This is a genomic window from Achromobacter sp. AONIH1 (genome assembly GCF_002902905.1).
Taxonomy (GTDB): Bacteria; Pseudomonadota; Gammaproteobacteria; order Burkholderiales; family Burkholderiaceae_B; genus Achromobacter.
Genome location: NZ_CP026124.1, coordinates 6,486,175 through 6,512,619 on the forward strand (window position 1 = coordinate 6,486,175; position 26,445 = coordinate 6,512,619).

Below are 26,445 nucleotides of genomic sequence, written 5' to 3' on the forward strand. Positions count from 1 at the left end.
ATTGGGTTCGGGCTGGGACAGGTCCGCCCGCGCTGCGCGGTCCGGCCAGTCCTCTCTTTCTATATTGCATTTTTAAATCTTAAAATGCAATAATGCCCGCATGGATACTTTCCCCGATTTCACGCCCGCCACGCTGCGCGTGGGCGCGCGGGACTACCGCATCGTCGACCTGCCCGCGCTCGGCGCGGACTATCCGCGCCTGCCCGTGGTGCTGCGGCTGCTGCTGGAAAACGTCGTGCGCCACCAGCGCGGCGCGGAGCGCGCAGCCACGGTGGCGGCGCTGTTCGACTGGTTGCGCGACGGCGCCAGCGAAGCGGAAATCGCCTTCCAGCCCGGCCGCGTGCTGATGCACGACACCACCAGCACGCCGGCGCTGGTGGATATCGCCGCCATGCGCGACGCGCTGGCCGAGGCCGGCGCCGACCCGGCCCTGCTCAACCCCACGCTGCCGGTGGACGTGTCGGTCGACCACTCGCTGGCGGTGGAGGTCCATGCCCGCCCGGACGCGGCCCGCGTCAACATCGGCCACGAGATCCGCCGCAACGGCGAGCGCTACCGCTTCCTGCGCTGGGCCGCCGGCGCGCTGCGCGGCGTGCGCATCCATCCGCCCGGCACCGGCATCATGCATACGTTGAACCTGGAACAACTGGCCGTGCTGGTGCGCGAGCTGGACCTGGGCGGCGAACGCTGGGCCGCGCCCGACATGATGATCGGCACCGACAGCCACACGCCCATGATCAACGGCATCGGCGTGCTGGGCTGGGGCGTGGGCGGACTGGAAGCGCAGACGGTCATGTTCGGCATGCCCACCATGCTGCGCATTCCCGACGTGATCGGGGTGGAACTGACCGGCGCCCTGCCTCCCGGCGCACTGGCCACCGACCTGGCGCTGACGGTCACGCAGCGGCTGCGCCAGATCGGCGTGTCCGGCGAGTTCGTGGAATTCTTCGGCCCCGGCGTCGCCACGCTGTCCGCCGGCAGCCGGGCCGTGGTCGCCAACATGGCGCCGGAATACGGCGCCACCACCGGCTACTTTCCACCCGACGAGCGCACGCTGGACTATCTGCGCCAGACCGGCAGACGCGCGGGGGCGCTGGACCTGGCGCGCGCCTACCTGCAGCGCAACGGCCTGTGGTTCGATCCGCAGGCCCGCCCGCGCTACACGCGCACCATCACCATCGCGCTGGACGGCATCGCCAGCCACGCGGCGGGCCCGCGCCGACCGCAAGACCTGCTGCCGCTGGCGGGCGTGCCCGCCGCGCTGGCCGCGAGCGGCCCGCGCGCCCCCGGCCCGGCGGACGGCCTGCCCGCCTATCCCGTGGCCATTGCCGCGATCACCAGCTGCACCAATACCTCGGACCCGGCGCTGCTGATCGCGGCCGGCCTGCTGGCGCGCAAGGCGCGCGCACGCGGACTGGCCGCCGCGCCCTGGGTCAAGACCTCGCTGGGGCCGGGCTCGCCCGCCGCCGCCAGCTACCTGCGCCGCGCCGGGCTGATGGACGATCTGTCCGCCATCGGCTTCGACATCGTGGGCTACGGCTGCACCACCTGCATCGGCAATTCCGGTCCGCTGCCCGAACGCGTGGCCCGGGCCGCGCAGGCTGGCCAGGTCCGACCCGTGGCCATCCTGTCGGGCAACCGGAACTTCCCCGGCCGCGTGCATCCGGATCTGGAGCTGGGGTTCCTGGTGTCGCCGCCACTGGTGATCGCCTATGCGCTGGCCGGCGACGCCGAGCGCGACCTGGACGCCGAGCCGCTGGGCGTCGACGCCGACGGCGCGCCGGTCCTGCTGCGCGACATCTGGCCCAGGGACGCGGAAATCCAGGCCTGTCTGGACGCCGGCCTGGACGCCGCCGATTTCGCGCGCGACTTCCAGGCGGCGCAGGCCAACCCCGACTGGCATGCGCTGGCGGCGCCCTCGGGCACGCGCTTTCCCTGGCGGCCGGACTCCACCATCCTGCGCCGTCCGCCCTTCGCGGCGCTGGACGCCGGCAGCCTGCTCGGCCATTACACGGCCCATCCGCTGCTGGTGCTGGGCGACGACGTCACCACCGACCACATCTCGCCAGCCAGCGCCATTCCGCCCGACAGCCTGGTGGCCGATTTCCTGGCGGCGCGCGGCGAGGACCGGCGCGACCTGAATGTGTTCGCGTCGCGTCGCGGCAACTGGGAAGTGATGCTGCGCGCCGCCTTCCACAGCCGCAGCCTGGTCAATCTGTACGCGCCCGTGGCGCCGGTGGCGCACACGCTGCACGCGCCCTCGGGCCAGACGCTGCCGCTATGGGAGGCCGCCGCGCGCTACCGCGACGCCGGGCTGCCGGTGGTGCTCGTCGCGGGCGAGCGCTACGGCACCGGATCGTCGCGCGACTGGGCCGCCAAGGGCCAGCGCCTGCTGGGCATCCGCGCCGTGCTGGCGCTGAGCTTCGAGCGCATCCACCGCAGCAACCTGATCGGCATGGGCATTCTGCCACTGCGCCTGCCGCCGCAGTGGGGCCCAAGCCGTCTCCAGCTCGCGCCCGGCGACCGCATCGACATCGACGCGCCGGCCAGCGCGCTGCGGCCGCGCGCCAAGGTGCCGGTGCGCGTGCTGCGCGCCGATGGCGGACAGCTCGCCTTCGAGGCGATCGCGGCCGTGGAAACGCAGCTGGAGACCACGCTGCTGGCCGCAGGCGGCGTGATGCCGCGCATCCTGCGGCAGGCGCTGGACACGGCCCCGGAGCGTCCGGACGCCGCATGAAACCGGGTTACAGTGGAGCGCATGAAATCGCAGAGCTCCATCGCCGCGCAGATCGTGGGCCTGATCCAGGCCGAGGCCATGCCGCCCGGTTCGCACCTGCCCGCGCAGATGCTGGCCGACCGGCTGCGCGTGTCGCGCTCGCCGGTCAACGAGGCGCTGCGCCAGCTGGCCGACAAGGGCCTGGTGGCGCGCATGCCGAACCGCGGCTATTTCGTGGCGCGGGATGCGCCGGACGCGCGGTCGCTGTCATTGGACAACACGCCGGATCCGGCGCGCGAGGCCTACTTCCGAATCGCCGACGACCTGCTGGGCGGCGCGCTGCCGGAGGCCGTCACCGAATCGCTGCTGCGCCAGCGCTACGGCCTGACGGCCAGCCAGCTGAACGCCGTGCTGGACCGCATCGGCGCCGAAGGCTGGATCGAGCGGCGGCCCGGCTACGGCTGGGAATTCTCGGCCATGATGCGTACGCCCGATGCGCTGCTGCAATCCTACCGGCTGCGGCTGGCGCTGGAGCCGGCGGCGCTGCTGGAACCCGGCTACCGGCTCGACCCCGCCGTGCTGGCGCGCTGCCGCCAGGCCGAAATGCACCTGCTGGACGGCGGCATCGAGACCGACAGCGCGGACCAGCTGCACGATCGCGGCGTGCGCTTTCACGAATCGCTGGTCGAAGCGTCGGGCAACGCCTTCTTCATCGACGCCATCCGCCGCGTGAACCGCGTGCGCCGGCTGCTTTCGTACCGCTCGATGCGCGACCGCAAGCGCTACCGCGAACACTGCGAGCAGCACCTGCGCATCCTCGACCTGCTGGAACGCGAACGCAACCAGGAAGCCTCGGACGCCATGCGCGAGCACCTGTCGAGCACGCTGCGCAACATCGCCCTGATCACCCCCCTCCTGCGTTCGCCCGACGCCGGGCATCCGAACGCGCGCCCCTGATCCGCGGGCATCGACCCGCGCGCCCGCCATGAACCCATCCATCGCCCTGGCCTTCTGCCCCACCGGAAAACTGCGTGCCGCGATCAATCTCGGCAACCCCATCCTCGCCCGCCTGGACGCGGCCAGCGGCCAGCCCGCCGGCGTCTCGGTCGATCTGGCGCGGGCCTATGCCGGCGAACTCGGCGTCGAGCTGGAGCTGGTGGTGGTGGATGCCGCCGGCAAGTCGGTGGACATCGTGACGCAGGCGCAGGCGGACATCGGCTTTTTCGCCGTCGATCCCGTGCGCGGCGCGGGCATCGCCTTCACCGAGCCCTATGTGCTGATCGAGGGCGCCTATCTGGTGCGGCAGGACTCGCCGCTGCGCGCCAACGAAGAAGTGGACCGCGCCGGCCTGCGCGTGGCCGTGGGCAAGGGCAGCGCCTATGACCTGTACCTGACGCGCGAGCTGAAGGCGGCCGAAATCGTGCGCGCGCCGACCTCGCCCGCCGTGGTCGACACCTTCCTGGAACAAAAGCTGGACGTGGCCGCCGGCGTGCGCCAGCAGCTCGAGGCCGACGCGGCCCGCCATGCCGGGCTGCGCCTGCTGCCGGGCCGCTTCATGGTGATCCGCCAGGCCATGGGCTGCCCCAAGGGCTATCCGGCCGAGGCCCAGCGCCACCTGGCTGATTTCGTCGAGCGCATGAAGGCCGGCGGCTTCGTCGCCGACGCGCTCGCGCGCCACGGCATCCAGGGCGCCTCGGTGGCGCCGGCGGCGGTCAGATCGGAATCGGCGGGCGCCTGACCTCGGGCTTCAGGCGCCTGGCCTCCTCGATGTGCCGGGCGGTGTTGCGCACGATGGCCTCCAGCACGCGCCGGCCCTTGTCCGCGTCGGCCACGGTGGCGTCGCCGCTGATGCCCGATTCATGCCCCCGCAGCATTTCCTCGGCGGTGATGCGCACCGAGATCACGTTCTGGTCGAACGGCGGCTGATAGGGCATGGGATTGGTCGGGAAAGATCCGCCCGTCTGATGCGGCTTGCCCGGAGCGGCCTGCGACATGTCCACCAGGTCCGGCCGCCAGTGCAGCATGAACGAGGTCTCGCTGTCGCCGCCATGGCCGTTTTCCCCGGCCTGGCAGATCTTGCCGACTTCCCGGCGCGCGATCAGGCCGGCGTCGACCACGGACACATAGGCGCCAGTGGAAAAGCGCAGCTTGGCGGCGGCGATCTCCATCGGCGGCAGGTTGGCGATGCGGTTGCCGTTGACGAACACGATCTTCCTGAAGCCGTGGTGGATCAGCGATTCGCCGATGTCCACCATCACGCTGATCAGCGTCTCGGGCCGGAATGTCAGCGCGCCGCAATAGGCCAGGTGATGCGGCGACCAGCCCACGTGCTGCGGCGGCGCGACCAGCGTGCCGGTGGCCAGGGCCGCGCCCTCGGCCACGGCGATCGCCCAGCCGGTGTCGACCATGAGCGGCGTGTGGCGGCCGTGCTGCTCGGTGGCGCCGATCGGGACCAGGATCAGGTCGTCGTGCTTGAGATATTCCTGGACCGAAGTCCAGCTACGTTCGTGCAGCCAGGGGCTGGAGGTCAAGAGCATGATGATTCTCGCGGGATAAGGGATGGACTGAGGATAGGCAAGGCGGCGCGGCGTCCCGTCGGACGCCGCCGGCCTCACTGGAGCTTGATGCCGGCATCCTTGATGACCTGCTTCCATTTCACGTTCTCGTTGCGCATCAGCTGCGTGAAGTGCGCGACCGAACCGCCCTGCGGCAGGATGGACAGCTCGGCCAGCCTGGACCGCACCTGCGGATCCGCCAGCGCTTCATTGATGGCCTGGTTGAGCGTGTTGACGACGGCGCCGGGCGTGCCCGCCGGCGCCACGAAGCCCAGCCATTGATCGATCTCGAAGCCCTTGAGGTCGGGGTATTCGGTGACCGCGGGCACGTCGGGAAGGAAGGGAGACCGCGCGGCGCTGGTCACGGCCAGGGCCCTGAGCTTGCCCCCCTTGATGTAGGGCAGCGCCTCGGGCGCCAGCGCCACCATCACCGGCACATGACCGGCCATCACGTCCTGCAGGGCCGGCGCGCCACCCTTGTACTGCACGCTTTCCGCGTCGACCTTGGCGTACTTCTTGTACATCTCCATGGCCAGGTGGCTGGGCGTGCCGGTGCCTGCGGTCGCGTAGCTCACGCGGTTGTTCCTGAGATAGTCGGTCAGCTGCGGCACGCTCTTGACCGGCGTCTGGGGATTGACCACGATGAAGCTCGGCATCTTGACCGCAGTCACGATGGGCGCGAAATCATGCAGCACGTCATAGGGCAGCTGGTACAGCCAGGGATTGACGGCCAGGCCGGCCATGGTCGCCAGCATGATGGTGTAGCCGTCGGCGGTGGACTTGGCCACGTAGGCAGACGCGATCTGCTCGCTGGCGCCGGGCCGGTTCTCGACCAGCACCGGCTGCCCGAACTGCGCGGCCAGCTTCTCGCCCAGCATGCGGGCCACCACGTCGGTCGAGCCGCCCGGGGCATAGGGCACGACGATCTTGAGCGGGCGCTCGGGAAAATCGGCGGCCGCCGCGCCAGGCGCGGCCACGGCCAGGACGGTCCCTCCCAGGATCGCGGCGCGCAACGTCGCGATCCAGCCGCCACAGGGGAATATGCGGTTCCTCATTGCGAACTCCTTGCGGATGGTCGCCGGCCCATCGTTCTCGGGCTTGCCGCCCGGCTACGACTTGTTGATATGGGTACTACCTGTGCAACGGAACAGCTTATGAATGCGCTTGCGCCCGCCCGGGAGGCAACGCCCCTCGCGTGGACAGGGCGCGGCTCAGGACGCCGCCGCCAGAATGGTCTTCAGCTGCGCGAGCAGCCCGGGCCTGGGAGCCGGGAAACGCTCGTCCAGCGCCGCCGTGCCCACCGTGAAACCCGCCGCGCCCGCGTCGCGCACGATCTGGATGCGGGCCGTGGTGTCGATGGAGCCGGCCATGATCACGGGCACGTCGGCCTGCCGACAGACCTCGGCCATCAGCATCGGCACGTCGACGCTGGCGCGATAGGCCAGCAGGTCCAGCCCGTGCACGCCCGGCAGCGCGCCGATGCGGCGGGCGCTGGCGACGATCTCCTCCAGCGTGCCGCCCAGGATGCTGGGATGGCCGTAGACCTCGCCCGGAAACGGGTAGTAGCGGATGCGCGAGCCGGCCAGCAGCGGCAGCACCTCGTCCACGTGCGTGCCGCCCAGCAGGTAATCCACGCCCAGATCCAGCGCCACCCGCACCGACGTCAATTCGCTGTCCAGGTCCTGAGACACCACTTCCAGATAGCTGGACGCGCCCGCCGCCTTGATGCGCTGGTTCAGCCGCGCCAGCTCTTCCACCGGCTGGCCGATGTCCTTGAAGCCAATGTGGCGCACGCCGGCCTCCAGCGCGGTTTCCAGATACTCGGCGGCTCCCGCGACGGTGCGGTCGTTGCGCGTCAGCATGAAGATGAAATCGGGATGGCTCATGGCGTCTGGTCCTTGGAATGGGCGGCGAGGCGGAAGGCGTAGTCGATGGCGGTCTGCAGGCTGGCCGGGTCGGCCTTGCCCTGCCCGGCGATGTCGAACGCCGTGCCGTGGTCGGGACTGGTGCGCACGAAGGGCAGGCCCAGCGTGATGTTGACGCCCTGGTCCAGGCCCAGGTACTTGACCGGAATCAGGCCCTGGTCGTGGTACTGCGCCACCACCACGTCGAAGCGGCCCTGGCGCGCCTGCATGAAGACCGTATCGCCGGGCCAGGGGCCGCTGGCGTCGATGCCCTCGCGCCGCGCGGCCTCGATGGCCGGCAGGATGATGCGGGCTTCCTCGTCGCCGAACAGCCCGCCTTCGCCGGCGTGCGGATTCAGGCCCGCCACCGCCACGCGCGGCGCGGCCACGCCCAGCGCGCGGCCGCCCTGGTGCGCCAGCCGGATGGCCGACATCTGCGCGTCGAAATCGGCGCGCTCGATGGCCTGGCGCAGCGAACAGTGGATGGTCACGAGCACGGTGGCGATGACGTCATTGGCCAGCATCATGGCCACGCGGCCGGCGCCGCCGCGATCCGCCAGGATCTCGGTGTGCCCGGGATAGGGCACGCCGGCGGCGGACAGCGCCTCCTTGTGGATGGGCGCGGTCACCATGCCGGCCACGCGCCCGTCGCGGGCCAGGTCGATGGCGTGGCAGATGGCCTGATAGGCGGCCTTGCCGCTGGCCGGATCGACCCGCCCCAGCGGCGGCGGCACCGCCATCTCGGACGACGGCAGCAGGCGGATGGCGTCCGGCTCGAAGGCCGCGGCGGACACGGCCTCGCCCACGTCGCTCACCACGCGCAGGCGATCGGCGGCGCCCAGCGAATCGAGCGCGCGCGCCATCACGGCGGCATCGCCCACCACCACGCAGCGCCGCGCGTAGTCGGGCTGCAACAGGGTCTTGGCGACGATCTCCGGGCCAATGCCGGAAGGGTCGCCCATGGTCACGGCCATGGGCAGTGCGGAAGCGGACATTGAGGGCTCCAGGAGAAAAGGGACGGTTATTGACCGAGCAGGCGCCAGGCGGCGGCGCGCAGTGTGTCGGGGCCGCCGAAGCCGCCCGCCTTCATCGCGAGCAGCAGCGAGCGGTCGCGGCCGGCCAGGCCGGTGACGCCCAGCGGAAAGCCGGGTTCCAGTTCGGACAGCAGCGTGAAGGCATGTATGCCCTGCGCGTCGAGCAGGGCGGCCATGGTATCGCCGCCGGTGGCGATCAGGGCGTCGAAGCTGTGCGCCATGAGCGCGCGGCGGGCCTGCCTGACCAGCCCGGCCAGCACCCTGGCCGAATCGCCGTCGGGTTGCGCGGGCGCCTGCAGGAACACGACGCAAGCGTCGGCGCGGATCTCGTCGGCGTCCTGGATGCGCTGCGCGCCGGCGGCCTGCAGCGCGGCGCATTGTTCATGACTGACGCGATTGGCGCTGCCCACCACGACCAGCACGCGCGACGCGCGGCGCGACGCCTGCGGCGCGGCGGCGCGCGCGCCGAGCTGGAAGGCGAGCGCCTGCGCCATGCCGGGCGACCCGGCCCACAGACAGGCGTGCAGGGACAGTTGCGCCACGCGGTCGTTCAACGCCTGCTGGCTGCTGGCGTCCAGCACCAGCACGCGCGCTTTGTTGGCGGCGGCGCGCAGTTCGGCCACGCTCGCATCCTCGGGCACCACGATGGCCGGTCCCAGGGCCGGATCGACCAGATCCAGGATGCGCGAGGTACGCGCCGGATGCACGGGGTCCTGGCCATAGGAACTGGCGGCCACCAGCTTGCCGTGCACGTACTGGTTGCCGCCCAGCGTCAGCCTGCCCGCGTCGGGAAAGGCCGGCGCCACCACCAGCAGCTGGCGGCGGCTGGCGCGGAACGCGGCCGACAATTCTTCGCGCACATGGCCGCGCAGCGTCGAGTCCATGGTCTTGTACAAGGTGCCGCAATCGGCCAGCGCCCGCGCGGCGCGCCCCACGACCTGGCCGGCCTCGGCCTCGCCGAGCGCGCGGCTGCCGGTGTCGACCGACAGCACCGGCGCGTCGGAACGCGTCAGGCCGCCCCGGCTGATATGCGCCACGCCGGCCCATTCCATGAAAGGGCCGGCGCCGTCGGCGGCGCTGGTCAGGTCGTCGGCGATGATGCCGACCTGTTTCGCGGGGTCTTTCTGCGTATTCATATTGGTGATTAAAATGCAGATCACCAGGCAGAAAAATCCATACTTTCTGACTTTTTATGGTGATAGAACCTCACCGATGAAAACGACCCGACGCCCTTCCCTGAACGATATGCGCGCCTTCGAGGCCGTCGCCCGGCTGGGGTCCATGCGCGCGGCGGCCGATGCGCTGGCGCTCACCCACGGCGCGGTCAGCCGGCGCGTGGCCAAGCTGAGCGACGACCTGGGCCTGGAGCTGTTCGAACCCGCCGGCCGGGGCCTGCGCCTGACGGCCGAAGGTCAGGCCCTGGCCTCGGCCATGGGCCGGGCGCTGGCCCTCATCAACGACACCATTGATTCACTGCGCGACCGCGACGCCAAGCGTCCGGTGGTGCTGTCCTGTGAACGCTCGGTGGCCATGCGCTGGCTGATCCCTCGGCTATCCGCCTTCCAGGACCGCCACCCGGAGATCGAGCTGCATCTGTCGGTCGGCGGCGGGCCGCTGGATTTCTCGCGCGACCAAGTGTCGCTGGCGCTGCGCCGGCTGGACTTCCCCGTGAACCCCGACTGGCGCGTCACGCCGCTGATGCGCGAAAGCATGGGACCGGTCATGACGCCTGCCCTGCTGCCCGGCTTCGAGGCCGGCGACTATGTGGCGCTGGCCTCGCGCACGCGCCCGGCGGCCTGGGACGACTGGCTGGGCCGGCAGCCCGGCCGCGCCGCGCCGCGCGCCACGCGCTACCTGGACCACCATTTCCTGATCGTCGAAGCCGCCGCCGCCGGCCTGGGCGTGGCGCTCTGTCCGCGCATCCTGGCGCTGGACGACCTGCGCAGCGGCCGGTTGGCCGCGCCGCTGGGCTTCACGCCCGACGGCTCGGAGTATGGCCTGATCGAGCCCAAGACCGTGCCGCCCGGCGCGGCGCCGGCCCTGACGGCGCTGAAGGACTGGCTGACCGGCGCTGCGCGCGAAGCCGACGCCTGAAGACAGCGTGGCCAGGCTGGCGGCTCGCGGTTGACGCGCGCCGCCAGCCTGCATAGGCTGCGCATTCCCTCCACCCGCACAAGGCATGGCGCATTCCATGGTCACCTGCTATCTCCGCTACGTCATCGACCCGTCCAAGCTGGCCGAATTCGAACATTACGGGAAACTCTGGATCCCGCTGGTCGAGAAATTCGGCGGCCGCCACCACGGCTACTTCCTGCCCTCCGAAGGCGCCAACAACATCGCGCTGGCGCTGTTCACCTTCCCCAGCCTGGCCGCCTATGAAACGTACCGGAATCAGTCCAAGGACGATCCGGCATGCGCGGCGGCGTTCAAGTATGCCGAAGACACACGCTGCATCCTGAGCTACGAGCGCAGCTTCTTCCGGCCGGTGTTCGGCTGATCACGGACGGGGCCGGCGCGCGCCGGCCCCACGTCCGCGTCGCGCTCAGGACAGCTCGCGTCCCTTGGTCTCGGGCAGCAGCAGCGCGGTCAGGATCACCATCACATAGGCCCCGGTGGCGAAGGCGCCGATGGCCCAGGCCAACCCATGCGTCTGGCTCAGGAAGCCCACCAGACTCGGGAACAGCGCACCGATGCCGCGCCCGAAGTTGTAGGCGAAGCCCTGCCCCGTGGCGCGCACCGAGGACGGGAACAGCTCGGTCAGGTAGGCGCCGATGCCGCTGAAGATGCCCGAGGCGGCGAAGCCCAGCGGAAAGCCCAGCACCAGCATCTGTTCATTGCTCAGCGGCACCTGCGTGTACAGGTAGACGCTGGCGGCCGACAGCACCGAGAAGATCAGCAGGTTGGCGCGCCGGCCCAGGCGGTCGGCCAGATAGGCGCCGACGATATAGCCGCAGAACGAGCCCAGGATGATGACCAGCAGGTAGCCGCCCGTGTTCAGCACGGACAGGTTGCGCTCGGTCTTCAGGAAGGTCGGCAGCCAGGTCGTGATCGCGTAGTAGCCGCCCTGCACCGCCGTGCACAGCAAGGAGGTCACCACCGTGGTCTTGAGCAGCGCCGGCGAGAAGATCGCCCAGAAGGACGTGCGCTGCGCCGCGTCCTTCTGCCTGGCGAGGTTGCGCTGGAACACCTCGGGCTCGGGCACGTGCTTGCGGATGTACAGCACCAGGAAGGCCGGCAGCACGCCGATCCAGAACAGGCTGCGCCAGGCCCACTCAGGCGGCAGCAGCGAGAAGGCCAGCGTGTACAGGATCGCCGCCGCGCCCCAGCCCACCGCCCAGCCGCTCTGCACCGTGCCCACGGCCTTGCCGCGATGCTGGGCGCGGACGATCTCGCCCATCAGCACCGAGCCGACGGCCCACTCGCCGCCGAAGCCCAGGCCTTGCAGCGCGCGCAGCACGAACAGCTGTTCGAAGTTCTGCGCGAAGCCGATGGCCACCGTGCAGACCGAGAACCACAGGATGGTGTATTGCAGCACGCGCACGCGGCCGTAGCGGTCGGCCAGGATGCCCGCGAGCCAGCCGCCCAGCGCCGAGAACAGCAGCGTGACGGTGCCCAGCATGCCGGCCTGCCCCTTGTCGATGCCCCACAAATTGATGAGCGTGGAGATCACGAAAGTGAAGACCATGAAGTCGAGCGCGTCGACGGCCCAGCCGCCGAAGGCGCCGACGAACGTGCGACGCTCGGTGACGCTGAGCTCTTTGTACCATTGCATGCGTATGCCTCTTTGATGTTGCAAGGGGAAAATGCGCGCGCGGATGCCGCCGCGGCGCGGATGAATAAGCGATGCGGGCTTGTCTGGCGCCCGCGCGGCCAGGGCGCTCAGACTGCCGGGAAGCCGTACAGCCGCTGCGGGTTGTCCACCAGGATGCGCTTGCGCACCTCCGGATCCGGCGCCCAGTCCGCCAGCTGGTTGCGCAGCCGGCCGGTGTCGACCATGCGCGTGATGTGTACATGTGGCCAGTCGCTGCCCCACACCAGCCGCTCGGGCGCGGCCTCGATCAGCGCCCGCGCCCAGGGCGTGACGTCGTCATGGCTGTCGTGGCGCTCGCTGATGCGATAGGCGCCGGACAGCTTGGCCCACCAGCCGTGTTCGCGCAGCAGATGGCGCATGGCCTGAAAGCCCGCGCTGTCCGTGCGCTGCGCCACCGGCATGTGGCCCATGTGATCGATCACCCCCGGCACCGGCAGCTTGCGCATGCGCGGCATCAGCTCGGGCAGCTGGCGCGCATCCATCAGGAACTGCATGTGCCAGCCCAGGCCGGCGATGCGCCGCGCCAAAGTCTCCATCGCGTCGAAACCGATGCCGCCGCCGAACAGCACGTTGATGCGCAGACCGCGCACGCCGGCGGCGTGCATGGCCTCCAGTTCGGCGTCTGTCACCGCGGGCGCCACCACGCCGATACCGCGCAGCCGGTCCGGATGACGGCGCAGCACTTCCAGCATGTAGCGGTTGTCGGTGCCGTAGACGCTGATCTGCACCAGCACGCCGCGCGCCATGCCCTGCGCGTCCAGCATGGACAGATAGGACTGCTCGGTCGCGGGATGCGGCGTGTAGCTGCGCCCGGCCACCATCGGATAGGCCGGCGCGTCGGCCGCCACGACGTGCGCGTGCGTATCGCAGGCGCCCGGCGGAATCTCGAAGCTGGCTGCTTCGACCCGTTCCTGGGGCGGCAGGCAAAAGGGAACGTCCTGACCGGGACGCGTCGGACTGCTGCGCATGCTTTTCCTTCCTGAAGCTGACATACGGACGCCGGCGGATCGCGGCTGCGGGCCGGCGCAACGGGCGCAATACTAGGTCCAATCGCGCACGAATGACTCGGTGAAAACCCTCGTCAAAAAGTGAACGAAATCAGACATCTAGAAGAGTTACGCCCTCCCCTCGCGCGCAATATTTCCGCTCATGAAGCTGCAACCTGCGGCCTGAACAATCCCCGCGTGACAAGGCGAGGCCGCGTCGCCCGACGCGCGGCATGGAGGACGATCCGATGGACTATCTGGTGGCGTTCTGGAACCTGGAAAACCTGTTCGCGCCCGAGGGCTACCCCGAGCGCGAACCCTGGCTGGCCGACAGGCTGCGCAACGACCTGCGAGGCTGGACCCCGGAGCTGTTCGAGCGCAAGGTGGCGCAGCTGGCGTCCATCATCGCGCGAATGGGCGACGGCCAGGGCCCCGACCTGCTCGGCGTCTGCGAGGTCGAGAACCGTCATGCCCTGCAGGCCCTGGCCGAGCGGCTCAACGCGCTGCTGCCGGAGCGCGCCTACGACATCATTCACGTGGACGCCGAACGCGAGCAACGCGGCATCGACACCGCCTTCATCACGGACGGCAAGCGGCTCAAGCCCAGGCGCAAGGAACTGTTCTCGCACTGGGTCATGCGCCGCACCGGCACGCGCGACATCACGCAATGCACCTTCGTCACCGCCGCCGGCAACGAACTGATCGCGCTGGCCAACCACTGGCCGTCGCGCTCGGCGCCGGCCGGACGCGGGCCGCAGTACTCGGCGGGCTTTCGCGCCACGGCGGGCGAAACGCTGGGCTACTGGCACGAGCGCATCCGCGAGGTGAAAGGGCCCGACGCGGCCGTCCTGGCCATGGGCGATTTCAACGACGATCCGTTCGACGCCTCGCTCACGATCCATGCCGGCGCCACGCGCGAGCAGGGCGACGTGGCGCGCGCGCAGAGCGCCCGGTTCTACAACCTGAGCTGGCGCTACCTGACGCAGGCCGCGGTCGACCATCGTGGCAAGGCGCGCGATCTGGACGGCACGCTGTATTTCAGCGGCGACGGCAATGTGTTCGACCAGATCCTGGTCGCGCGAGGTCTGCTGGCCGGATCCGGCGCGCTGCGCGCGCGGGTGGAAAGCGCGCGCATCGAAGCCTATCCGGAGATGGTGGACCATCGAGTCGGCGAAGGGCCGATCCGCTTCGGCCTGCCCAAGGGCGACGCCGCGCGCAACGTGAATGTGGATGGCTACAGCGACCACTTCCCGGTATCCGTGCGCATCGACGAAGCGGACTGAGCCGACGGCGGAGCGAGCCCGGGGCGCCGCCGGGATCACGGCCATGGCCTGTGCGCTCCCCGGCTCCGGGCGCGAAAACAACAATCGTTGCATTCGCGGCAAAGAGTTCAATTTTCCGACTTCGAATTACGATATATTTCAACGCATAACGACGCACCATCCGGCGACCGCCCCCAGCTTCATGGCCTGGACCGGACCACAACAAGAGCTGTTGCCCGACGCTGCGCGACAAGCAGGGCGGGCGCCACCGGGAGAGGGACATCATGCGTTCGCGTTTCGTCGTGGCCGCGGCATTGTGCTTTGCCGCCCTTTTCACCTCCGCGCAAGCCGCGCCAGCAGCGCAGGGCAAGAACCCGCTGAGCCTGGCCTACAACATCAAGCCCTGGACCGGCGACCTGGACGGCATGAAGAAGCGGCAGCAGGTCCGCGTGCTGGTGCCGTACAACAAGACGCTCTACTTCCTGGACAAGGGCGGCACGCAGCGCGGCCTCATCGTCGACATGATGACGGAGTTCGAGAAGCGCCTGAACGCCGGCGTCAAGGCGCACTACGCGCGGATCCATGTGGTCTTCCTGCCCACGCCCCGCGACCGGCTGATCCCGGACCTGCTGGCCGGCAAGGGCGACCTCGTCGCCGCCAACCTGACCATCACGGACGAACGCCGCGCGCAGGTGGACTTTTCCCATCCGCTGGCATCCGGCGTGCGCGAGCTCATCGTCACCTCGGCGGGCGCCCCGCCGCTCGCGTCGCTGGACGACCTGGCCGGCAGGGAAGTGCTCGTCAACCCGACCAGCAGCTATTACAGCAGCCTCAAGACGCTCAGCGCCGCGCTGCAGGCGCGCGGCAAGCGTCCCATCGTGATCCGCGACGCGCCCGGCGTCTTCGAAACCGATGACATCCTGGAGATGGTCAATGCGGATCTGGTGAAGATCACCGTCGCCGACCGCTATCTGGCCAATTTCTGGAAGCAGATCTTTCCCGGCATCGTCGTGCGCGAGGACCTTACCGTGGACGCCGGCAATGACATCGCGTTCGCCTTCCGCAAGGACTCGCCGCAGCTCGCCGCCGCGCTCAATCCCTTCATGGACGCGCATCGCGGCGACACCACCTTCGGCAAGCAGCAGTTCAAGAAGTACCTGATGTCGACCAAATGGGTGAAGCACGCGGCCGATCCGGAGGACCTGGAACGCTTCCATCGCCTGACCACGCATTTCCAGCGCTATGGCCAGGAGTACAACATCGACTGGCTGCTCATGGTGGCCCAGGGATACCAGGAATCCCGGCTGAACCAGAACGCCAAGAGCGCGGTCGGCGCGATCGGCGTGATGCAGATCATGCCCGCCACCGGCAAGGAGCTTCAGGTCGGCAGCATCCACGTCGAGCAGAACAATATCCGCGGCGGCATCAAGTATGTACGGCAGACGATCGACCGCTACTACGCCAACGAACCCATGACCGAGCTGAACAAGGGCCTGTTCGCCTTCGCCGCCTATAACGCCGGTCCCGGCCGCGTGAACAAGCTGCGCAAGGAAGCCGCCAAGCTGGGGCTGGATCCCAACGTCTGGTTCAACAACGTCGAGCGCGTGGCGTCGCAACGCATCGGCCGTGAGACGGTCCAGTACGTCAGCAATATCTACAAGTACTACATCGCCTATTCGCTGATCCGCGCGCAAGGCGAAGCCAATGACGCCGAAGGCGCGGCCAGCGGCGGGGTGGCGACCCGCTGACGCCGGCCGCACCGCGCGCGCTCCGCGTCCCCCCCGGACGCGCGGCGCGCGCCGCCTTCTTCCCGTCTCTGCTATGGTCTGTCCTTCGCCGCCACGCCGTCCAGGACGCCATGCCCGCAACGCCCCCGCCAGACCTGCGCTTTCGCATCGCCGCCAAATCCGATTGCGACGTGATCCTGCGCGCGCTCCAGGAACTGGCGGCGTCGCTGGGCGTGCCCGAACGCCTGCGCAGCACGCGCGCGGGCCTGGAGCGCCACGGTTTCGGTGAGCGGCCGGAATTCGAAGTGATGCTGGCCGAGGACGACGGCGGCTTCGCCGGCATGTGCCTGTACTTCCCCTTCTTCTCGACCTGGGTGGGCGAGCCCGGCATCTACGTGCAGGATCTTTATGTAGCCGCTGCCCGGCGCGGCGCGGGCATCGGCGAACGGCTGCTGCGCGAGGTCGCCCGGCGCGGGCAAGCCAATGGCTACACTCATCTCCGGCTGACCGTGGACGACGGCAATGCGGGCGGCGCCAAGTTCTACCAACGGCTGGGTTTCGAGAGATCCCCGGACGAGTATGTGCACAAGCTCGCCGGCGACGGCTTCCTGCGCTTCTGCCATCCCGACGCCGCCCCCGGCTGAGTCCCGCTTGATGGCGGCCGCAAGGCGCGCAGTCCGCATCGAATTCCACGGGCCTTGCGCACATGACGAACAACACACAGACCCAAGGAGCACGCTTGAACCCCGACGCCCTGAACGCCGCGATCCTCGCGCTGGACGCGCCCACGGCCCTGTGCATCGCCGGCGCCGGCGCGCCGCGTCCCTGGGGCATTGCCGCCGGCCTGGCCGACGTCGCCGCCGGCCGCGCGCTGACCGTGGACACGCCGTTCCGCACCGCCAGCAACACCAAGACCATGACCGCCGCCATCGCGCTGCGCCTGAAGGAGCGCGGCCGGCTGAACCTGGACGCGCCCATCGCCGGTCTGCTCTCGCCCGCGCACGTGGATCTGCTGCGATCGGCCGGCCACGCCTGCGACGCGATCACACCGCGTCAGCTCATGCAGCACAGCGCCGGGCTGTCCGACCATGCCGACGATGCCTATGTCCGCGACGTGCTGGCCGACCCGGCGCACGCGTGGACGCGCGGCGAGCAGCTGCGCCGCTACACGTCCCAACCCCGCCCCATCGGTCCGCCAGGCGCGAAGTTCCAGTATTCCGACACCGGCTACGTGCTGCTGGGCGAGATCATCGAACGAGCCGCCGGCGACTCGCTGGCCGCCGTCGCGCGCCGCGAACTGGGCTTCGACCGGCTGGGCCTGGCCACGACCTGGTGGGAAATCGCAGAGCCCGCGCCGGCGGGCGCCGCGCCGCGCGCGCGCCAGTTCCTGGGCAAGCGGGACGTGACCGACGTCAGCGCCACGATGGATCTCTATGGCGGCGGCGGACTGGTCATGTCGGCGCGCGATCTGGCGCGCTGGACCGCCGATCTGTTCGAAGGCCGCGTCTACGAACGCCCCGCCACGCTGGCCGAGATGCTGGCGCCCGGCGCCCACGAGGGCGCCGATGGCTACCGCCTGGGCCTGTTCGCCAAGCGCATCGGCGGCGCCGAGGTGTATTTCCACCTGGGCTACTGGGGCACGGCGGCCTACTACTGCCCGGCGCTGCGGCTGGCGATGGCGGGCTTCACCGCGAGACGCGAGACACGGACGGGAATGCTGGCCGTGATGGAAAGCGCGCTGGAAACCGCGCTGCTCGATCCCGATCCCTTCCTCAATACGCCGGCACCGCTCGCCTGATCTTCTCCAGCGAGTCCTCCAGCACCGCCATGTCCACCGAGCCCAGCGCCAGCCGGATCGCGTGCGGCACCTGGGACGTGGTGGCGAACGGCTCGGCGGTGGTGACCGCCACCTGCTGGCGCTGCAGCGACATGGCGATCTGGTCGGCGCGCGCCTCTTCCGCCAGCGGGATCCACAGGAAGTACGACGAGGGATGCGCGACCACCGGCAGGTCCGCCAGCACACGGCGCGCCAGCGCCTGGCGCACCCGCGCGTCCTCGCGCTTGGCCTGCTCCAGCGCCGCCACCGTGCCGTCCTCCATCCACATGCAGGCGATGGCGGACATGACGGCGGGCGTGTTCCAGGTGGAACTGCGGATCACCCGCTCCATGGCCGGCAGCCAGGCATCGGGCGCCGCGATGAAACCGACCCGCAGGCCGGCCGCCACGCTCTTGGACAGGCCGGACACATAGACCGTGCGCTCCGGCGCCAGGGCCGCCAGCGGCGCCGGCTGCGGATGCACCAGATAGCCGTAGACCTGATCCTCGATCACGATCAGGTCGTGGCGACGCGCGATGTCCACCAGCCGCCGCCGGCCCGCCAGATCCAGCACCCAGCCCAGCGGATTGTGCAGCGTCGGCATGCAATAGATGGCGCGCACGCGGCGCGCGCGGCACAGGCGTTCCAGCGCGTCCAGGTCCGGTCCCCCGGCGCTGACCGGGACCGGCGCCAGCTCCAGGCGCTGCGCCTCGGCCACGCCCTTGAAGCCGTAGTAGGTCAGCGCATCCACCGCCACCACGTCGCCCGGCCGCAGCAGGGCGGTCGCGGCGACGGCCAGCCCATGCTGGGCGCCACAGACGATCAGCACGCGCTCGGCTGGCGCCCGCAGTCCGTGCGTGGCCAGATGGCGCGCCGCGACGGCGCGTTCATGGGGCCGGCCGCCATGCGGCTGATAGCGCAGCAGCGCGTCCAGGTCGCCGGACTGCGCCAGCTGGCGCAAGGCGGCGCGCAGTTGCTCGGCCTGGCCCGGCAGCGACGGGTAGTTGAAGCTCAAGTCGGCCATGCTGGCGGCGGCAGTCTGCGTGTCCGTGCCCAGGAAGGCCGGCCATTCCGGTTCGCGCACGAAGGTGCCGCGGCCGGTCTCGCCGCTGACCAGGCCCATGGATTCCAGTTCCGCGTACACACGCGAGGCCGTGACCAGGGCCAGCCCCTGGCTGGCGGCGAGCTGCCGGTGGGTGGGCAGGCGCGTGCCCGGGGCCAGGCGCCCTTCGCGGATATCGGCGGCGTAGGCGTCAACCAGCTGCTTGTAGCGAGCCTGTGGCATGGGCAGATGTATCCATGACAATTGTTTGATTGTACTGATCCAGAAGCATAGCATTGCCTCGGCAGGGTCCGCGTTCCCCCGAACGGCTCCCCTGCCGGCAGCGGCAGCCGTCCTGACGGCTTGCCGCCGCCTTTTTCCAGCAACGCCATTTTGCGCAGGCAATCATGCAACAGACAGCTATCTTGCGGAACAAGCCGGACGACCGGACCGCGAGCGGATGGATCAACGGTTTTCTCGGCGTGCTGATCTTCAGCGGCTCGCTGCCCTCCACGCGGGTCGCGGTCCTGGAGTTCGACGCCCTCTTCCTGACGGTGGCGCGCGCCACCATCGCCGGCCTGCTGGCCGTCGCCGTGCTGTTCCTGTTCCGGCAGAAGCGGCCGGCGAGGCAGGACATCATCCCGCTCATCATCGTCTCGCTCGGCGTGGTGGTCGGCTTTCCGTTGCTGACGGCGCTGGCCCTGCGCCACGTGACCTCGGCGCACTCAATCGTCTTCGTCGGCCTGTTGCCGCTGGCCACCGCCATCTTCGGCGTGATCCGAGGCGGCGAGCGGCCGCGCCCGGCGTTCTGGCTGTTCTCGATCCTGGGCAGCCTCTTCGTGGTCGGCTTCGCGCTGACCCAGGGCGTCAGCGCCTCGGTCGAGGGTGACCTGCTGATGCTGGCGTCCATCGTCGTCTGCGGGCTGGGCTATGCCGAAGGCGGCCGGCTGTCCCGCACGCTGGGCGGCTGGCAGGTGATCTCCTGGGCGCTGGTGCTGTCCTTGCCGGTGATGGCGGCGATGAGCTGGGCGCTGGCGCCGGCGTCCTTCGCCAACATCAGCGCGCCGGCCTGGATCAGCCTGGGCTATGTGGCGCTCTTCAGCATGTTCATCGGCTTCGTGTTCTGGTACCGGGGCCTGGCCCAGGGCGGCATCGCCGCCGTCGGCCAGCTGCAGCTGCTGCAGCCCTTCTTCGGGCTGGCGCTGGCGGCGGGCCTGCTGCACGAGCACGTCAGCGTGGCCATGCTGGGCGTCACGGTGGGCGTGATCCTGTGCGTGGCCGGCGCCAAGAAGTTCGCCAGGTAAGACCGCGGGCGGACGCGCCGGCCCGGCAGCCGGATGCGCTCCGCCCGCCCCGGTTCAGGGCAGCCCGTGCGCGATCTCCAGCACGCCGTTGATCACGAACTGCACGCCCATGCAGACCAGCAGGAAACCCATCACGCGCGAGATCGCTTCCACGCCCTCGTGGCCGATCAGCGCCACGATCTTGTCGGCCGAGGTCAGGCAGATCCAGAAGATCAGGCCCAGCAGCGCGAACACCACGATCGGCACCACCGCCAGCACCCAGGCCGGCACATGCGCCAGTTCATCGGAGTTCATCGACGAGGCCGCGCTGATGATCATGGCGATGGTGCCCGGCCCCGCCGTGCCCGGCATGGCCAGCGGCACGAAGGCGATGTTGGGGGCGGCGCCGCGCCGGGCCGCCGCGTCCGTCTGCTCGACCTCGGGCGCGTCCTCGGGCTGCGCCTTGGGGAACAGCATGCTGAAGCCCAGCACCATGACGATCAAGCCGCCCGCGATGCGCAGCCCGGGTATCGAGATGCCGAAGGTGCTCATGATCCAGGCCCCGGCGTAGTAGGTCACCAGCATGATGCCCACCACATAGCACGCCGCCTGGCGGATCTGCCGCGCGCGCTCCTTGTACGGAATATGCTGCCCCAGCGACAGCAGCATGGTCATGGAAGTCAGGGGATTGGCCAGGGGCAGCAGGATCACCAGGCCCAGGCCGGTGAGCTTGCCGAGCAGGAACAGGTCGTTGAGCATGGACGGAACCGGAAGACGGGAATCGGAAAAGCCGCGCGGCCATGCGCGGCGCCAGTCCCTATTGTGGCCCAAACCCGACATTGCTTTTCCGCTTGACCCTCACGTAACGTAACGCTCCAGAGTTCGGTCTGCGCCACTCACGGAGGGAAACGATGCAGCTGAAAGTAGGTGAACTGGCCAAGCGCAGCGGACTGACGGTCCGCGCGCTGCACCACTATCACGCGATCGGTCTGCTCAGTCCCTCGGCGCGCGCCGAGAACGGCTACCGGCTGTACGGCCGCGACGACATCGCCCGGCTCCACCAGATCCAGGCGCTGCGCCGCTTCGGACTGTCGCTGGCCGAGATCGGCGCCTTCCTGGACCAGCCCGGCGTCCCGCTGGCCGGCATCGTGGCGCGGCAGATCGCCGCCCTTGACCGGCAGATCGAGCAGGCCGCGCAACTGCGCGCGAGACTGGCGCAATTGCACGGCCAGCTGCTCGGCGGCGCGGAACCGGAGCTGGCCGATTGGCTCAACACTCTGGAACTGATGACCATGTACGACAAGTACTTCTCGCAAGACGAACTCGACCGCCTGCCCATGTACCGCAGCAGCCAGAGCGGCTCGCCGGACGCCGACTGGCTGGCGCTGATCGCCGAGGTGCGCGCGCAGATGGACGCCGGCGTCGCGCCCGAGGCGCGGCGACCGCGCGAGCTGGCGACGCGCTGGATGACGCTGCTGGTCCGCGACACCGGCGGCGATCCGCGCCTGCTGGTCAAGCTGAACGCCATGTACGAACGCGAACCGTCGATGCAGGAACATGTCGGCATCTCGCCGGCCATGCGCGACTACGTGCTGCGCGCCTTCTCGGAAAGCAAGCTGCTGATCTATGAGAAGTACCTGACGCCCGAAGAGATCCGCCATCTGCGCGCGCACTACGACGACCGCGCCGCCGAGTGGCCGCAACTCATGGCCGACGCGCGCGACGCCATCGACGCTGGCCACGCGCCGGGCTCTCCCGCCGGCCTGGCCCTGGCCCGCCGCTGGATGACGCTGTTCAGCAGCTACGCCGGCAAGGACCCCGCCACCCACGCCAAGTTCCGGCAGGCCACGATGAGCGAGCCCGAACTCACCGCCGGCACCTGGGCCAGCGATGAGCTGCTCGGTTTCATGCGCCAGTCGATGACCACGCTCGCGCAGGCGCGCTGAATGCCGTCCCGCCGCCCGGGCGGCGGGACGCTCAGTCCGCTTGACCTCGCCCCAGGGGCAAGCCCCACACTCTCGCCCATGACCAACACCCATCTGCTCGCGGGCCGTTTCGGCGCCCTGACCCAGCTGTCGCCGAAGGCATTGCGGCTCTACGCGGATCAGGGTCTGCTGGTGCCCGATCGCATCGACCCGGCCACGGGCTATCGCTATTACGCGATCAGCCAGGCCGCCACGGCCCGGCTGATCGCCCGGCTACGCCGGTTGGGCCTGCCGATGGCCCGCATCGCGCGCCTGCTGGCGCTGGACGAGATGACGCGCGCGGCCGAGCTGCGCGCCTGGCTGGAGGCGCAGGCGGACCGGCTGGCCGAACAGAGTGAGCTGGTGGACGCCATCGTCCGCCGGTCCGCCGACAGCGATGCCGGACTGGCTGGCGCCGTGCGCGTGCGCGACGTGCCCGCTGCCAAGCTGGCGTACCTGCAAACCCATGTCGATATCGACGGCCTGGAACCCTTCGCCGAACACGCCGACGCGACGCTGCGCGACGCCCTGGCCCAAGCCGGCCTGGCCGCCGAAGGCCCGCTGATGCTGCATTTCCACGAAGCCGTGGGCCATGATGGCGCCGGCCGGATCGAAGCCGCCATCGCCTATGCCGGCCACCTGGAACCCTCGGGCGAATTGAGCCTGCGGCTGCGACCCGTCGGACGCGAAGCCTATCTGCCCGCGCCGGCCGCGCTGCAAACCTATCCACAGGTGCTGCGCCTATACGACGCGATCGAGCGCTGGCTGGAAGGCCAGGCCGGCTCGTGCTGCGCCGGCAGTCCCTACGAAATCCACCCGGGCACCGGCGGCGCCCGCTTCGATGTCGCCTACCCCATCGCACCCTGAGGCTCCATGCGGCACCTGCCCTACATCGGCTCCGGCCCTTACTGCTATGCCAACAGCTTCGCCATGATGTTCGGCGAACACGCCCCGTCCACCGCCGTCATCGAATTCGCCACGGGCAGTCCGTTCGGCATGCAGATGCTCGGGGGCGCGCTGCCGCTGTTCGATCCCCATGGCTGGAATCCGGACGCTGGTTTCGACGGCGCGCTGGCGGCGCTGGGTTGGCGTTCGGACCGCAGTTGCGGCGGCAGCGCGGGCGAGGCGCAGGAACGACTGCACGACGCGCTGGCGCATGGTCCTGCCTGGATCGGTCCGGTCGAGATGGGATACTTCAGGCATCAGCCTGGCATGACGGGGCCGATCCAGGCCGATCACTATGTCGTCGCGCTGGCGATCGAGGACGGCTGCGTGCTGATGCACGACCCGCAAGGCTTCCCCTATGCCACGTTGCCGCTGGCCGACTTCATGGCCGCCTGGGCGGCGGATACCGTGGACTACGGCGCGCCCTACACCTTGCGCACGGGCTTCACGCGCGTCTCGGCGGTCTCGGAGACCGAGGCCATCCGCGCCGCGCTGCCGGCCGCCGCGCGCTGGCTCGCCATGGATCCGCAACGTCCCGTTCCCGCCGGCACGCTGGGCAACGCCGACGCCGCCGAAGCGCTGGCGGACAGGCTGCTCGACGGCTGCGACGACGCGCTCCGGATGCATCTGATCCATTTCGCGGTCCGCGTCGGCGCGCGTCGCGCCAGCGACGCGGCGGCCTGCCTGGCCCGCGCCGGCTGCCCGCAGGCCGCCGCCGTGGCCGCCGAGCAGGCGCGATACATCGGCGCCCTGCAACATCCGCTGGTGACGCGGCGCGATGCCAGCGCGGCCCGGTGCCTGCGCCGGCTGGCGCCGACCTACTCGCGACTGCTCGCGGCCCTGCGCGCGGAGTCCTGAGGCAATCCGCCGGGGACGGGCGCGGGACTGACACGATACGGCCCGGCGCTGTAGCATGGGCGCCTGCTTCAACTCCCAAGGATCAGGCATGGATTCCCTTCAATGGATCACATCCGGGCACGCCCGGCTGGCGGCCAGCGTCTCGGGCCAGGGCACCCCCATCGTGTTCCTGCACGCCGGCGTGTGCGACCGCCGCATGTGGCATGCCGTCGCGCCCCGTTACGCCGCGCGCGGCCGGACCATCGCCTACGACCGGCGCGGCTATGGACTGACCCGCGCCGATCCCGAAGACCATGCCCAGGTCGCGGACCTGCTGGCGGTGCTGGACGCGCTGACGGACGGCGAACCGGCGATCCTGGTGGGCGCATCGGCGGGCGGCCGCGTCGCGCTGGACATGGCGCTGCTGCATCCGGCGCGCGTGCGCGCCCTGGTGCTGGTCGCGCCGAACATCGCGGGCGCGCCCGCGCCCGTCTATGACCCGCCGGTGCAAGCGCAGATGGACGAGCTGCGCCAGGCAGAGGCCGCCGGCGATATGGAACGCGTCAACCGCTGCAAGGCGCGCCAGCTGCTGGACGGCGTGCTCGCCGCCGAGGGCCGCGTGACGGGCGAAACACGGACCTTGTTCCTGGACATGAACGGCATCGCGCTGCGCGCGTCCCCTGGCGGACAGGCGCTGGAGCCCGCGCCCGCCTATCCGCGCCTGGCGGACGTCGCCGCGCCGACGCTGGTGGCCTGGGGCGACCTGGATTTTCCGCATGTGCAGGAACGCTCGCGCCATGCGGCGCGGACGATCCCCGGCGCCGAAGCGCGCGAATTCGTCGGCGCCGGCCATCTGCCCAGCCTGGAAGACCCGGCCGGCTTTGCCGCGCTGCTCGACGACTTCATCCTGCGCCGCGCCGCCGAGGGCTGACGTCGGGCAAACGCGCTACGCCTGCCCGTCCCCGCCGGCCAGCCCTTCTGCGCCAGCTGGCGCAGCGTCGTCGGCCAGCAGGGCCCAACGCTCGTGGTCGCGCCACTGCCCGTCAATCCGCAGATAGCGCGGCGAAAACCCTTCCTTGCGGAATCCGGCGCGCCGCAGCAGCGCGAGGGATGCCGTATTGGCGGGCTGCACGTTCGCTTCCAGGCGATGCAGCCCGAGTTCGCCGAACGCCAGCTCGACCGTGGCGCGCAGGGCCTCGCCCATCATGCCGCTGCCACGGAATTCGGACATGCCGTAATAGCCGAGATAGGCGCTGAGAAAAGCGCCGGCGACGATCTCGTTGATGTTGACCACGCCGACCAGGCGGCCCGACGCGCGTTCGCGCGCGAGCAGGCCCACGTTCGGTCCGGTGAGCGTGCGCGCGAACCAGGCGTCGAAACCCGCCTGGTCCGTCAATGACGCGACCCAGGGCCGATGGTAGTGCTGGTTGGCCTGATTCGCGGCGATCAGGTCGGCGGCGTCGCCGCTACGGACGCGACGCAGTTCTATCCTGCTCATGGCATGCTCCGGGCGAGCCCGGTGCCCGCGCCAATGGGCTGGCATTATGCCTCAAGGCCAGGCTCCGTCTGAACGCTGCAAACAAGGCGAATTCGCGGGCGCCGGGCGTCAAGGCTTTACCGTGCGTAACCGCGGCTGGACCTGTCACGGCAAGACCGCTATAACTGACGCAGCCCCGCCCGCGCCGCGACGCGCGGACGCGGATTCCGTCTCCTTTACCCCATCCAGAACCCTCCACGACATGGCCTCTTCCGCCACCCCCACTCCCCGCGTCAGCCCGGGCAATCCGGGCGACATCTCCACCTTCGCGATCAACTTCGAAAAAGGCGAGGAAAGCTGGGACGAGCAGATCGACCTGACCGAGCTGCTGCTCGCCGCCCTGCAGGAACGCGACATCCCCGCCACGCGCGACGAGGCCTGGCTGCGCACCGGCGACGGCTTCTGGCTGCTGCCGCAACTGGTGAGCGCGCAGCTGTCCGAGGACGGCAACATGCGGACGTCCACCACCATCCAGGCCTGGCACCCCGAGTTGGCGCCGGAAGGCGTGTTCGAATACCAGCACTCGATCAGCAACGAAGACGCCGTCAGCGCGTTCCGCCGGGGCTTCTCGCAATGGGCCGCGACGGACGCGGTGGCGCTGCGCGACAGCGCCAGCGACGAGCCCGACTGTCCCTGCATGATCATGGAATTCCCGGCCGATGACGGCGGCGCCAGCCTGCGCCGCCGCGTGGTGCTCGGCCCGGTCGCGCACTATGCCGAATCGCCCGCGCCGGCGCAGGACGAAGAGCATCCATTCTGCCCCTGCTGCCTGTTCACGAATTCGCTCGACGCCTTCCACGGCATCCTGCGCGACGGCGGCTATGCCGCGATCCGCCTGTATGCCGCGCGCGACGCCAACGGCGAGATCAGCGCGGACTGCCGCGTCAACGGCGAGGATTATCCGGCCGGGCAGCAGGCCCTGGCCGAATACGTCGGCACCTGGCCGCAGCGCGGCTTCGAGTTCCGCAAGCAGTTGGTGATCGCCCATCTGTACGATGGCGAACCCGGCTGAGCGTCGCCGAGCCG

General features: G+C 69.9%; 25 protein-coding genes. 15 read left to right on the forward strand and 10 right to left on the reverse strand.

What is annotated here, in order from left to right; all coding sequences use genetic code 11:
- Positions 1 to 100: 100 nt before the first annotated feature.
- From acnA to C2U31_RS29675, 3 genes are read left to right on the forward strand one after another with little or no spacing between them, the layout of a single operon-like run.
- Entirely contained in the window at positions 101 to 2,737 is a 2,637-nt protein-coding gene (gene acnA / locus C2U31_RS29665) for an aconitate hydratase AcnA (RefSeq protein ID WP_103276071.1), read from the forward strand.
- 21 nt (positions 2,738 to 2,758) lie between these two features.
- Complete coding sequence (locus tag C2U31_RS29670) at positions 2,759 to 3,673, forward strand: GntR family transcriptional regulator (RefSeq protein ID WP_103276072.1); 915 nt, start codon at positions 2,759 to 2,761, stop codon at positions 3,671 to 3,673.
- Between the two features lie 28 nt (positions 3,674 to 3,701).
- Complete coding sequence (locus tag C2U31_RS29675; protein WP_103276073.1) at positions 3,702 to 4,454, forward strand: ABC transporter substrate-binding protein; 753 nt, start codon at positions 3,702 to 3,704, stop codon at positions 4,452 to 4,454.
- Here C2U31_RS29675 and C2U31_RS29680 read toward each other — a convergent pair.
- The 5 genes from C2U31_RS29680 to C2U31_RS29700 all read right to left on the reverse strand — a co-directional run bounded on the left by C2U31_RS29680 (position 4,429) and on the right by C2U31_RS29700 (position 9,345).
- Positions 4,429 to 5,253 (reverse strand): creatininase family protein, encoded by an 825-nt coding sequence (locus C2U31_RS29680; RefSeq protein WP_158658496.1) that lies wholly within the window; start codon positions 5,251 to 5,253, stop codon positions 4,429 to 4,431. The two genes, C2U31_RS29675 and C2U31_RS29680, sit on opposite strands and share 26 nt — an antisense overlap.
- A 74-nt stretch (positions 5,254 to 5,327) precedes the next feature.
- Positions 5,328 to 6,326, reverse strand: coding sequence for a tripartite tricarboxylate transporter substrate binding protein (locus C2U31_RS29685; RefSeq protein WP_103276075.1), 999 nt, complete (start codon positions 6,324 to 6,326; stop codon positions 5,328 to 5,330).
- Between the two features lie 156 nt (positions 6,327 to 6,482).
- On the reverse strand, positions 6,483 to 7,157 hold the full coding sequence (locus tag C2U31_RS29690; protein ID WP_103276076.1) for a 4-hydroxythreonine-4-phosphate dehydrogenase: 675 nt from the start codon (positions 7,155 to 7,157) through the stop codon (positions 6,483 to 6,485).
- A complete protein-coding gene (gene pdxA, locus C2U31_RS29695) occupies positions 7,154 to 8,170 on the reverse strand; it encodes a 4-hydroxythreonine-4-phosphate dehydrogenase PdxA (RefSeq protein WP_103276077.1) in 1,017 nt (338 codons plus the stop codon). The genes C2U31_RS29690 and pdxA overlap by 4 nt, the downstream gene beginning before the upstream one ends.
- 26 nt (positions 8,171 to 8,196) lie before the next feature.
- A complete protein-coding gene (locus C2U31_RS29700; RefSeq protein WP_103276078.1) occupies positions 8,197 to 9,345 on the reverse strand; it encodes a four-carbon acid sugar kinase family protein in 1,149 nt (382 codons plus the stop codon).
- 76 nt (positions 9,346 to 9,421) lie between these two features.
- Here C2U31_RS29700 and C2U31_RS29705 point away from each other — a divergent pair, with 76 nt between their 5' ends.
- Entirely contained in the window at positions 9,422 to 10,303 is an 882-nt protein-coding gene (locus C2U31_RS29705; protein WP_103276079.1) for a LysR substrate-binding domain-containing protein, read from the forward strand.
- 97 nt (positions 10,304 to 10,400) lie between these two features.
- Positions 10,401 to 10,706 (forward strand): NIPSNAP family protein, encoded by a 306-nt coding sequence (locus C2U31_RS29710; RefSeq protein WP_103276647.1) that lies wholly within the window; start codon positions 10,401 to 10,403, stop codon positions 10,704 to 10,706.
- A gap of 45 nt (positions 10,707 to 10,751) precedes the next feature.
- On the opposite strand, the gene C2U31_RS29715 is transcribed toward C2U31_RS29710, so the two are convergent.
- Both C2U31_RS29715 and C2U31_RS29720 read right to left on the reverse strand, forming a co-directional pair.
- Positions 10,752 to 11,981 carry an MFS transporter gene (locus C2U31_RS29715; protein WP_103276080.1) on the reverse strand — a complete coding sequence of 410 codons (1,230 nt, stop codon included), beginning with the start codon at positions 11,979 to 11,981 and terminating at the stop codon, positions 10,752 to 10,754.
- A 107-nt stretch (positions 11,982 to 12,088) separates the two neighbouring features.
- Positions 12,089 to 12,988, reverse strand: a complete 900-nt coding sequence (locus C2U31_RS29720; RefSeq protein ID WP_103276081.1) for an amidohydrolase — start codon at positions 12,986 to 12,988, stop codon at positions 12,089 to 12,091.
- Between the two features lie 251 nt (positions 12,989 to 13,239).
- Between C2U31_RS29720 and C2U31_RS29725 the strand changes: the two genes are divergently transcribed.
- The 4 genes from C2U31_RS29725 to C2U31_RS29740 all read left to right on the forward strand — a co-directional run bounded on the left by C2U31_RS29725 (position 13,240) and on the right by C2U31_RS29740 (position 17,793).
- On the forward strand, positions 13,240 to 14,289 hold the full coding sequence (locus C2U31_RS29725) for an endonuclease (RefSeq protein ID WP_233772555.1): 1,050 nt from the start codon (positions 13,240 to 13,242) through the stop codon (positions 14,287 to 14,289).
- 263 nt (positions 14,290 to 14,552) lie between these two features.
- Positions 14,553 to 16,016 carry a transporter substrate-binding domain-containing protein gene (locus C2U31_RS29730; RefSeq protein ID WP_103276082.1) on the forward strand — a complete coding sequence of 488 codons (1,464 nt, stop codon included), beginning with the start codon at positions 14,553 to 14,555 and terminating at the stop codon, positions 16,014 to 16,016.
- Between the two features lie 110 nt (positions 16,017 to 16,126).
- The gene (locus C2U31_RS29735) at positions 16,127 to 16,639 is read left to right on the forward strand and encodes a GNAT family N-acetyltransferase (RefSeq protein WP_199770919.1); all 513 of its coding nucleotides are present in this window, start codon (positions 16,127 to 16,129) and stop codon (positions 16,637 to 16,639) included.
- A gap of 95 nt (positions 16,640 to 16,734) precedes the next feature.
- Positions 16,735 to 17,793, forward strand: a complete 1,059-nt coding sequence (locus tag C2U31_RS29740) for a serine hydrolase (RefSeq protein ID WP_233772557.1) — start codon at positions 16,735 to 16,737, stop codon at positions 17,791 to 17,793.
- Here the strand turns inward: C2U31_RS29740 and C2U31_RS29745 are convergent.
- On the reverse strand, positions 17,768 to 19,096 hold the full coding sequence (locus tag C2U31_RS29745) for a PLP-dependent aminotransferase family protein (RefSeq protein ID WP_103276083.1): 1,329 nt from the start codon (positions 19,094 to 19,096) through the stop codon (positions 17,768 to 17,770). The genes C2U31_RS29740 and C2U31_RS29745 overlap by 26 nt on opposite strands.
- A gap of 164 nt (positions 19,097 to 19,260) precedes the next feature.
- On the opposite strand from C2U31_RS29745, the gene C2U31_RS29750 reads away from it, so the two are divergent.
- Positions 19,261 to 20,157 (forward strand): DMT family transporter, encoded by an 897-nt coding sequence (locus C2U31_RS29750; RefSeq protein WP_103276084.1) that lies wholly within the window; start codon positions 19,261 to 19,263, stop codon positions 20,155 to 20,157.
- Positions 20,158 to 20,211: 54 nt separating this feature from the next.
- Here the strand turns inward: C2U31_RS29750 and C2U31_RS29755 are convergent, their stop codons facing one another.
- Positions 20,212 to 20,895 carry a MarC family NAAT transporter gene (locus C2U31_RS29755; RefSeq protein WP_103276651.1) on the reverse strand — a complete coding sequence of 228 codons (684 nt, stop codon included), beginning with the start codon at positions 20,893 to 20,895 and terminating at the stop codon, positions 20,212 to 20,214.
- Between the two features lie 152 nt (positions 20,896 to 21,047).
- Between C2U31_RS29755 and C2U31_RS29760 the strand changes: the two genes are divergently transcribed.
- The 4 genes from C2U31_RS29760 (at position 21,048) to C2U31_RS29775 (ending at position 24,813) form a co-directional block, all read left to right on the forward strand.
- Entirely contained in the window at positions 21,048 to 22,082 is a 1,035-nt protein-coding gene (locus C2U31_RS29760) for a MerR family transcriptional regulator (protein ID WP_103276085.1), read from the forward strand.
- A 78-nt stretch (positions 22,083 to 22,160) separates the two neighbouring features.
- A complete protein-coding gene (locus tag C2U31_RS29765; RefSeq protein WP_103276086.1) occupies positions 22,161 to 22,967 on the forward strand; it encodes a MerR family transcriptional regulator in 807 nt (268 codons plus the stop codon).
- A gap of 6 nt (positions 22,968 to 22,973) precedes the next feature.
- Entirely contained in the window at positions 22,974 to 23,903 is a 930-nt protein-coding gene (locus C2U31_RS29770; protein WP_103276087.1) for a hypothetical protein, read from the forward strand.
- Positions 23,904 to 23,991: 88 nt separating this feature from the next.
- Positions 23,992 to 24,813: an alpha/beta fold hydrolase gene (locus C2U31_RS29775; RefSeq protein WP_103276088.1), complete on the forward strand. Its 822-nt coding sequence runs from the start codon at positions 23,992 to 23,994 to the stop codon at positions 24,811 to 24,813.
- Between the two features lie 15 nt (positions 24,814 to 24,828).
- Here C2U31_RS29775 and C2U31_RS29780 read toward each other — a convergent pair whose 3' ends face one another.
- Entirely contained in the window at positions 24,829 to 25,380 is a 552-nt protein-coding gene (locus C2U31_RS29780) for a GNAT family N-acetyltransferase (protein ID WP_103276089.1), read from the reverse strand.
- Between the two features lie 241 nt (positions 25,381 to 25,621).
- Between C2U31_RS29780 and C2U31_RS29785 the strand changes: the two genes are divergently transcribed.
- Positions 25,622 to 26,431: a DUF6348 family protein gene (locus C2U31_RS29785; RefSeq protein ID WP_103276090.1), complete on the forward strand. Its 810-nt coding sequence runs from the start codon at positions 25,622 to 25,624 to the stop codon at positions 26,429 to 26,431.
- The last annotated feature ends 14 nt before the right edge of the window (positions 26,432 to 26,445 follow it).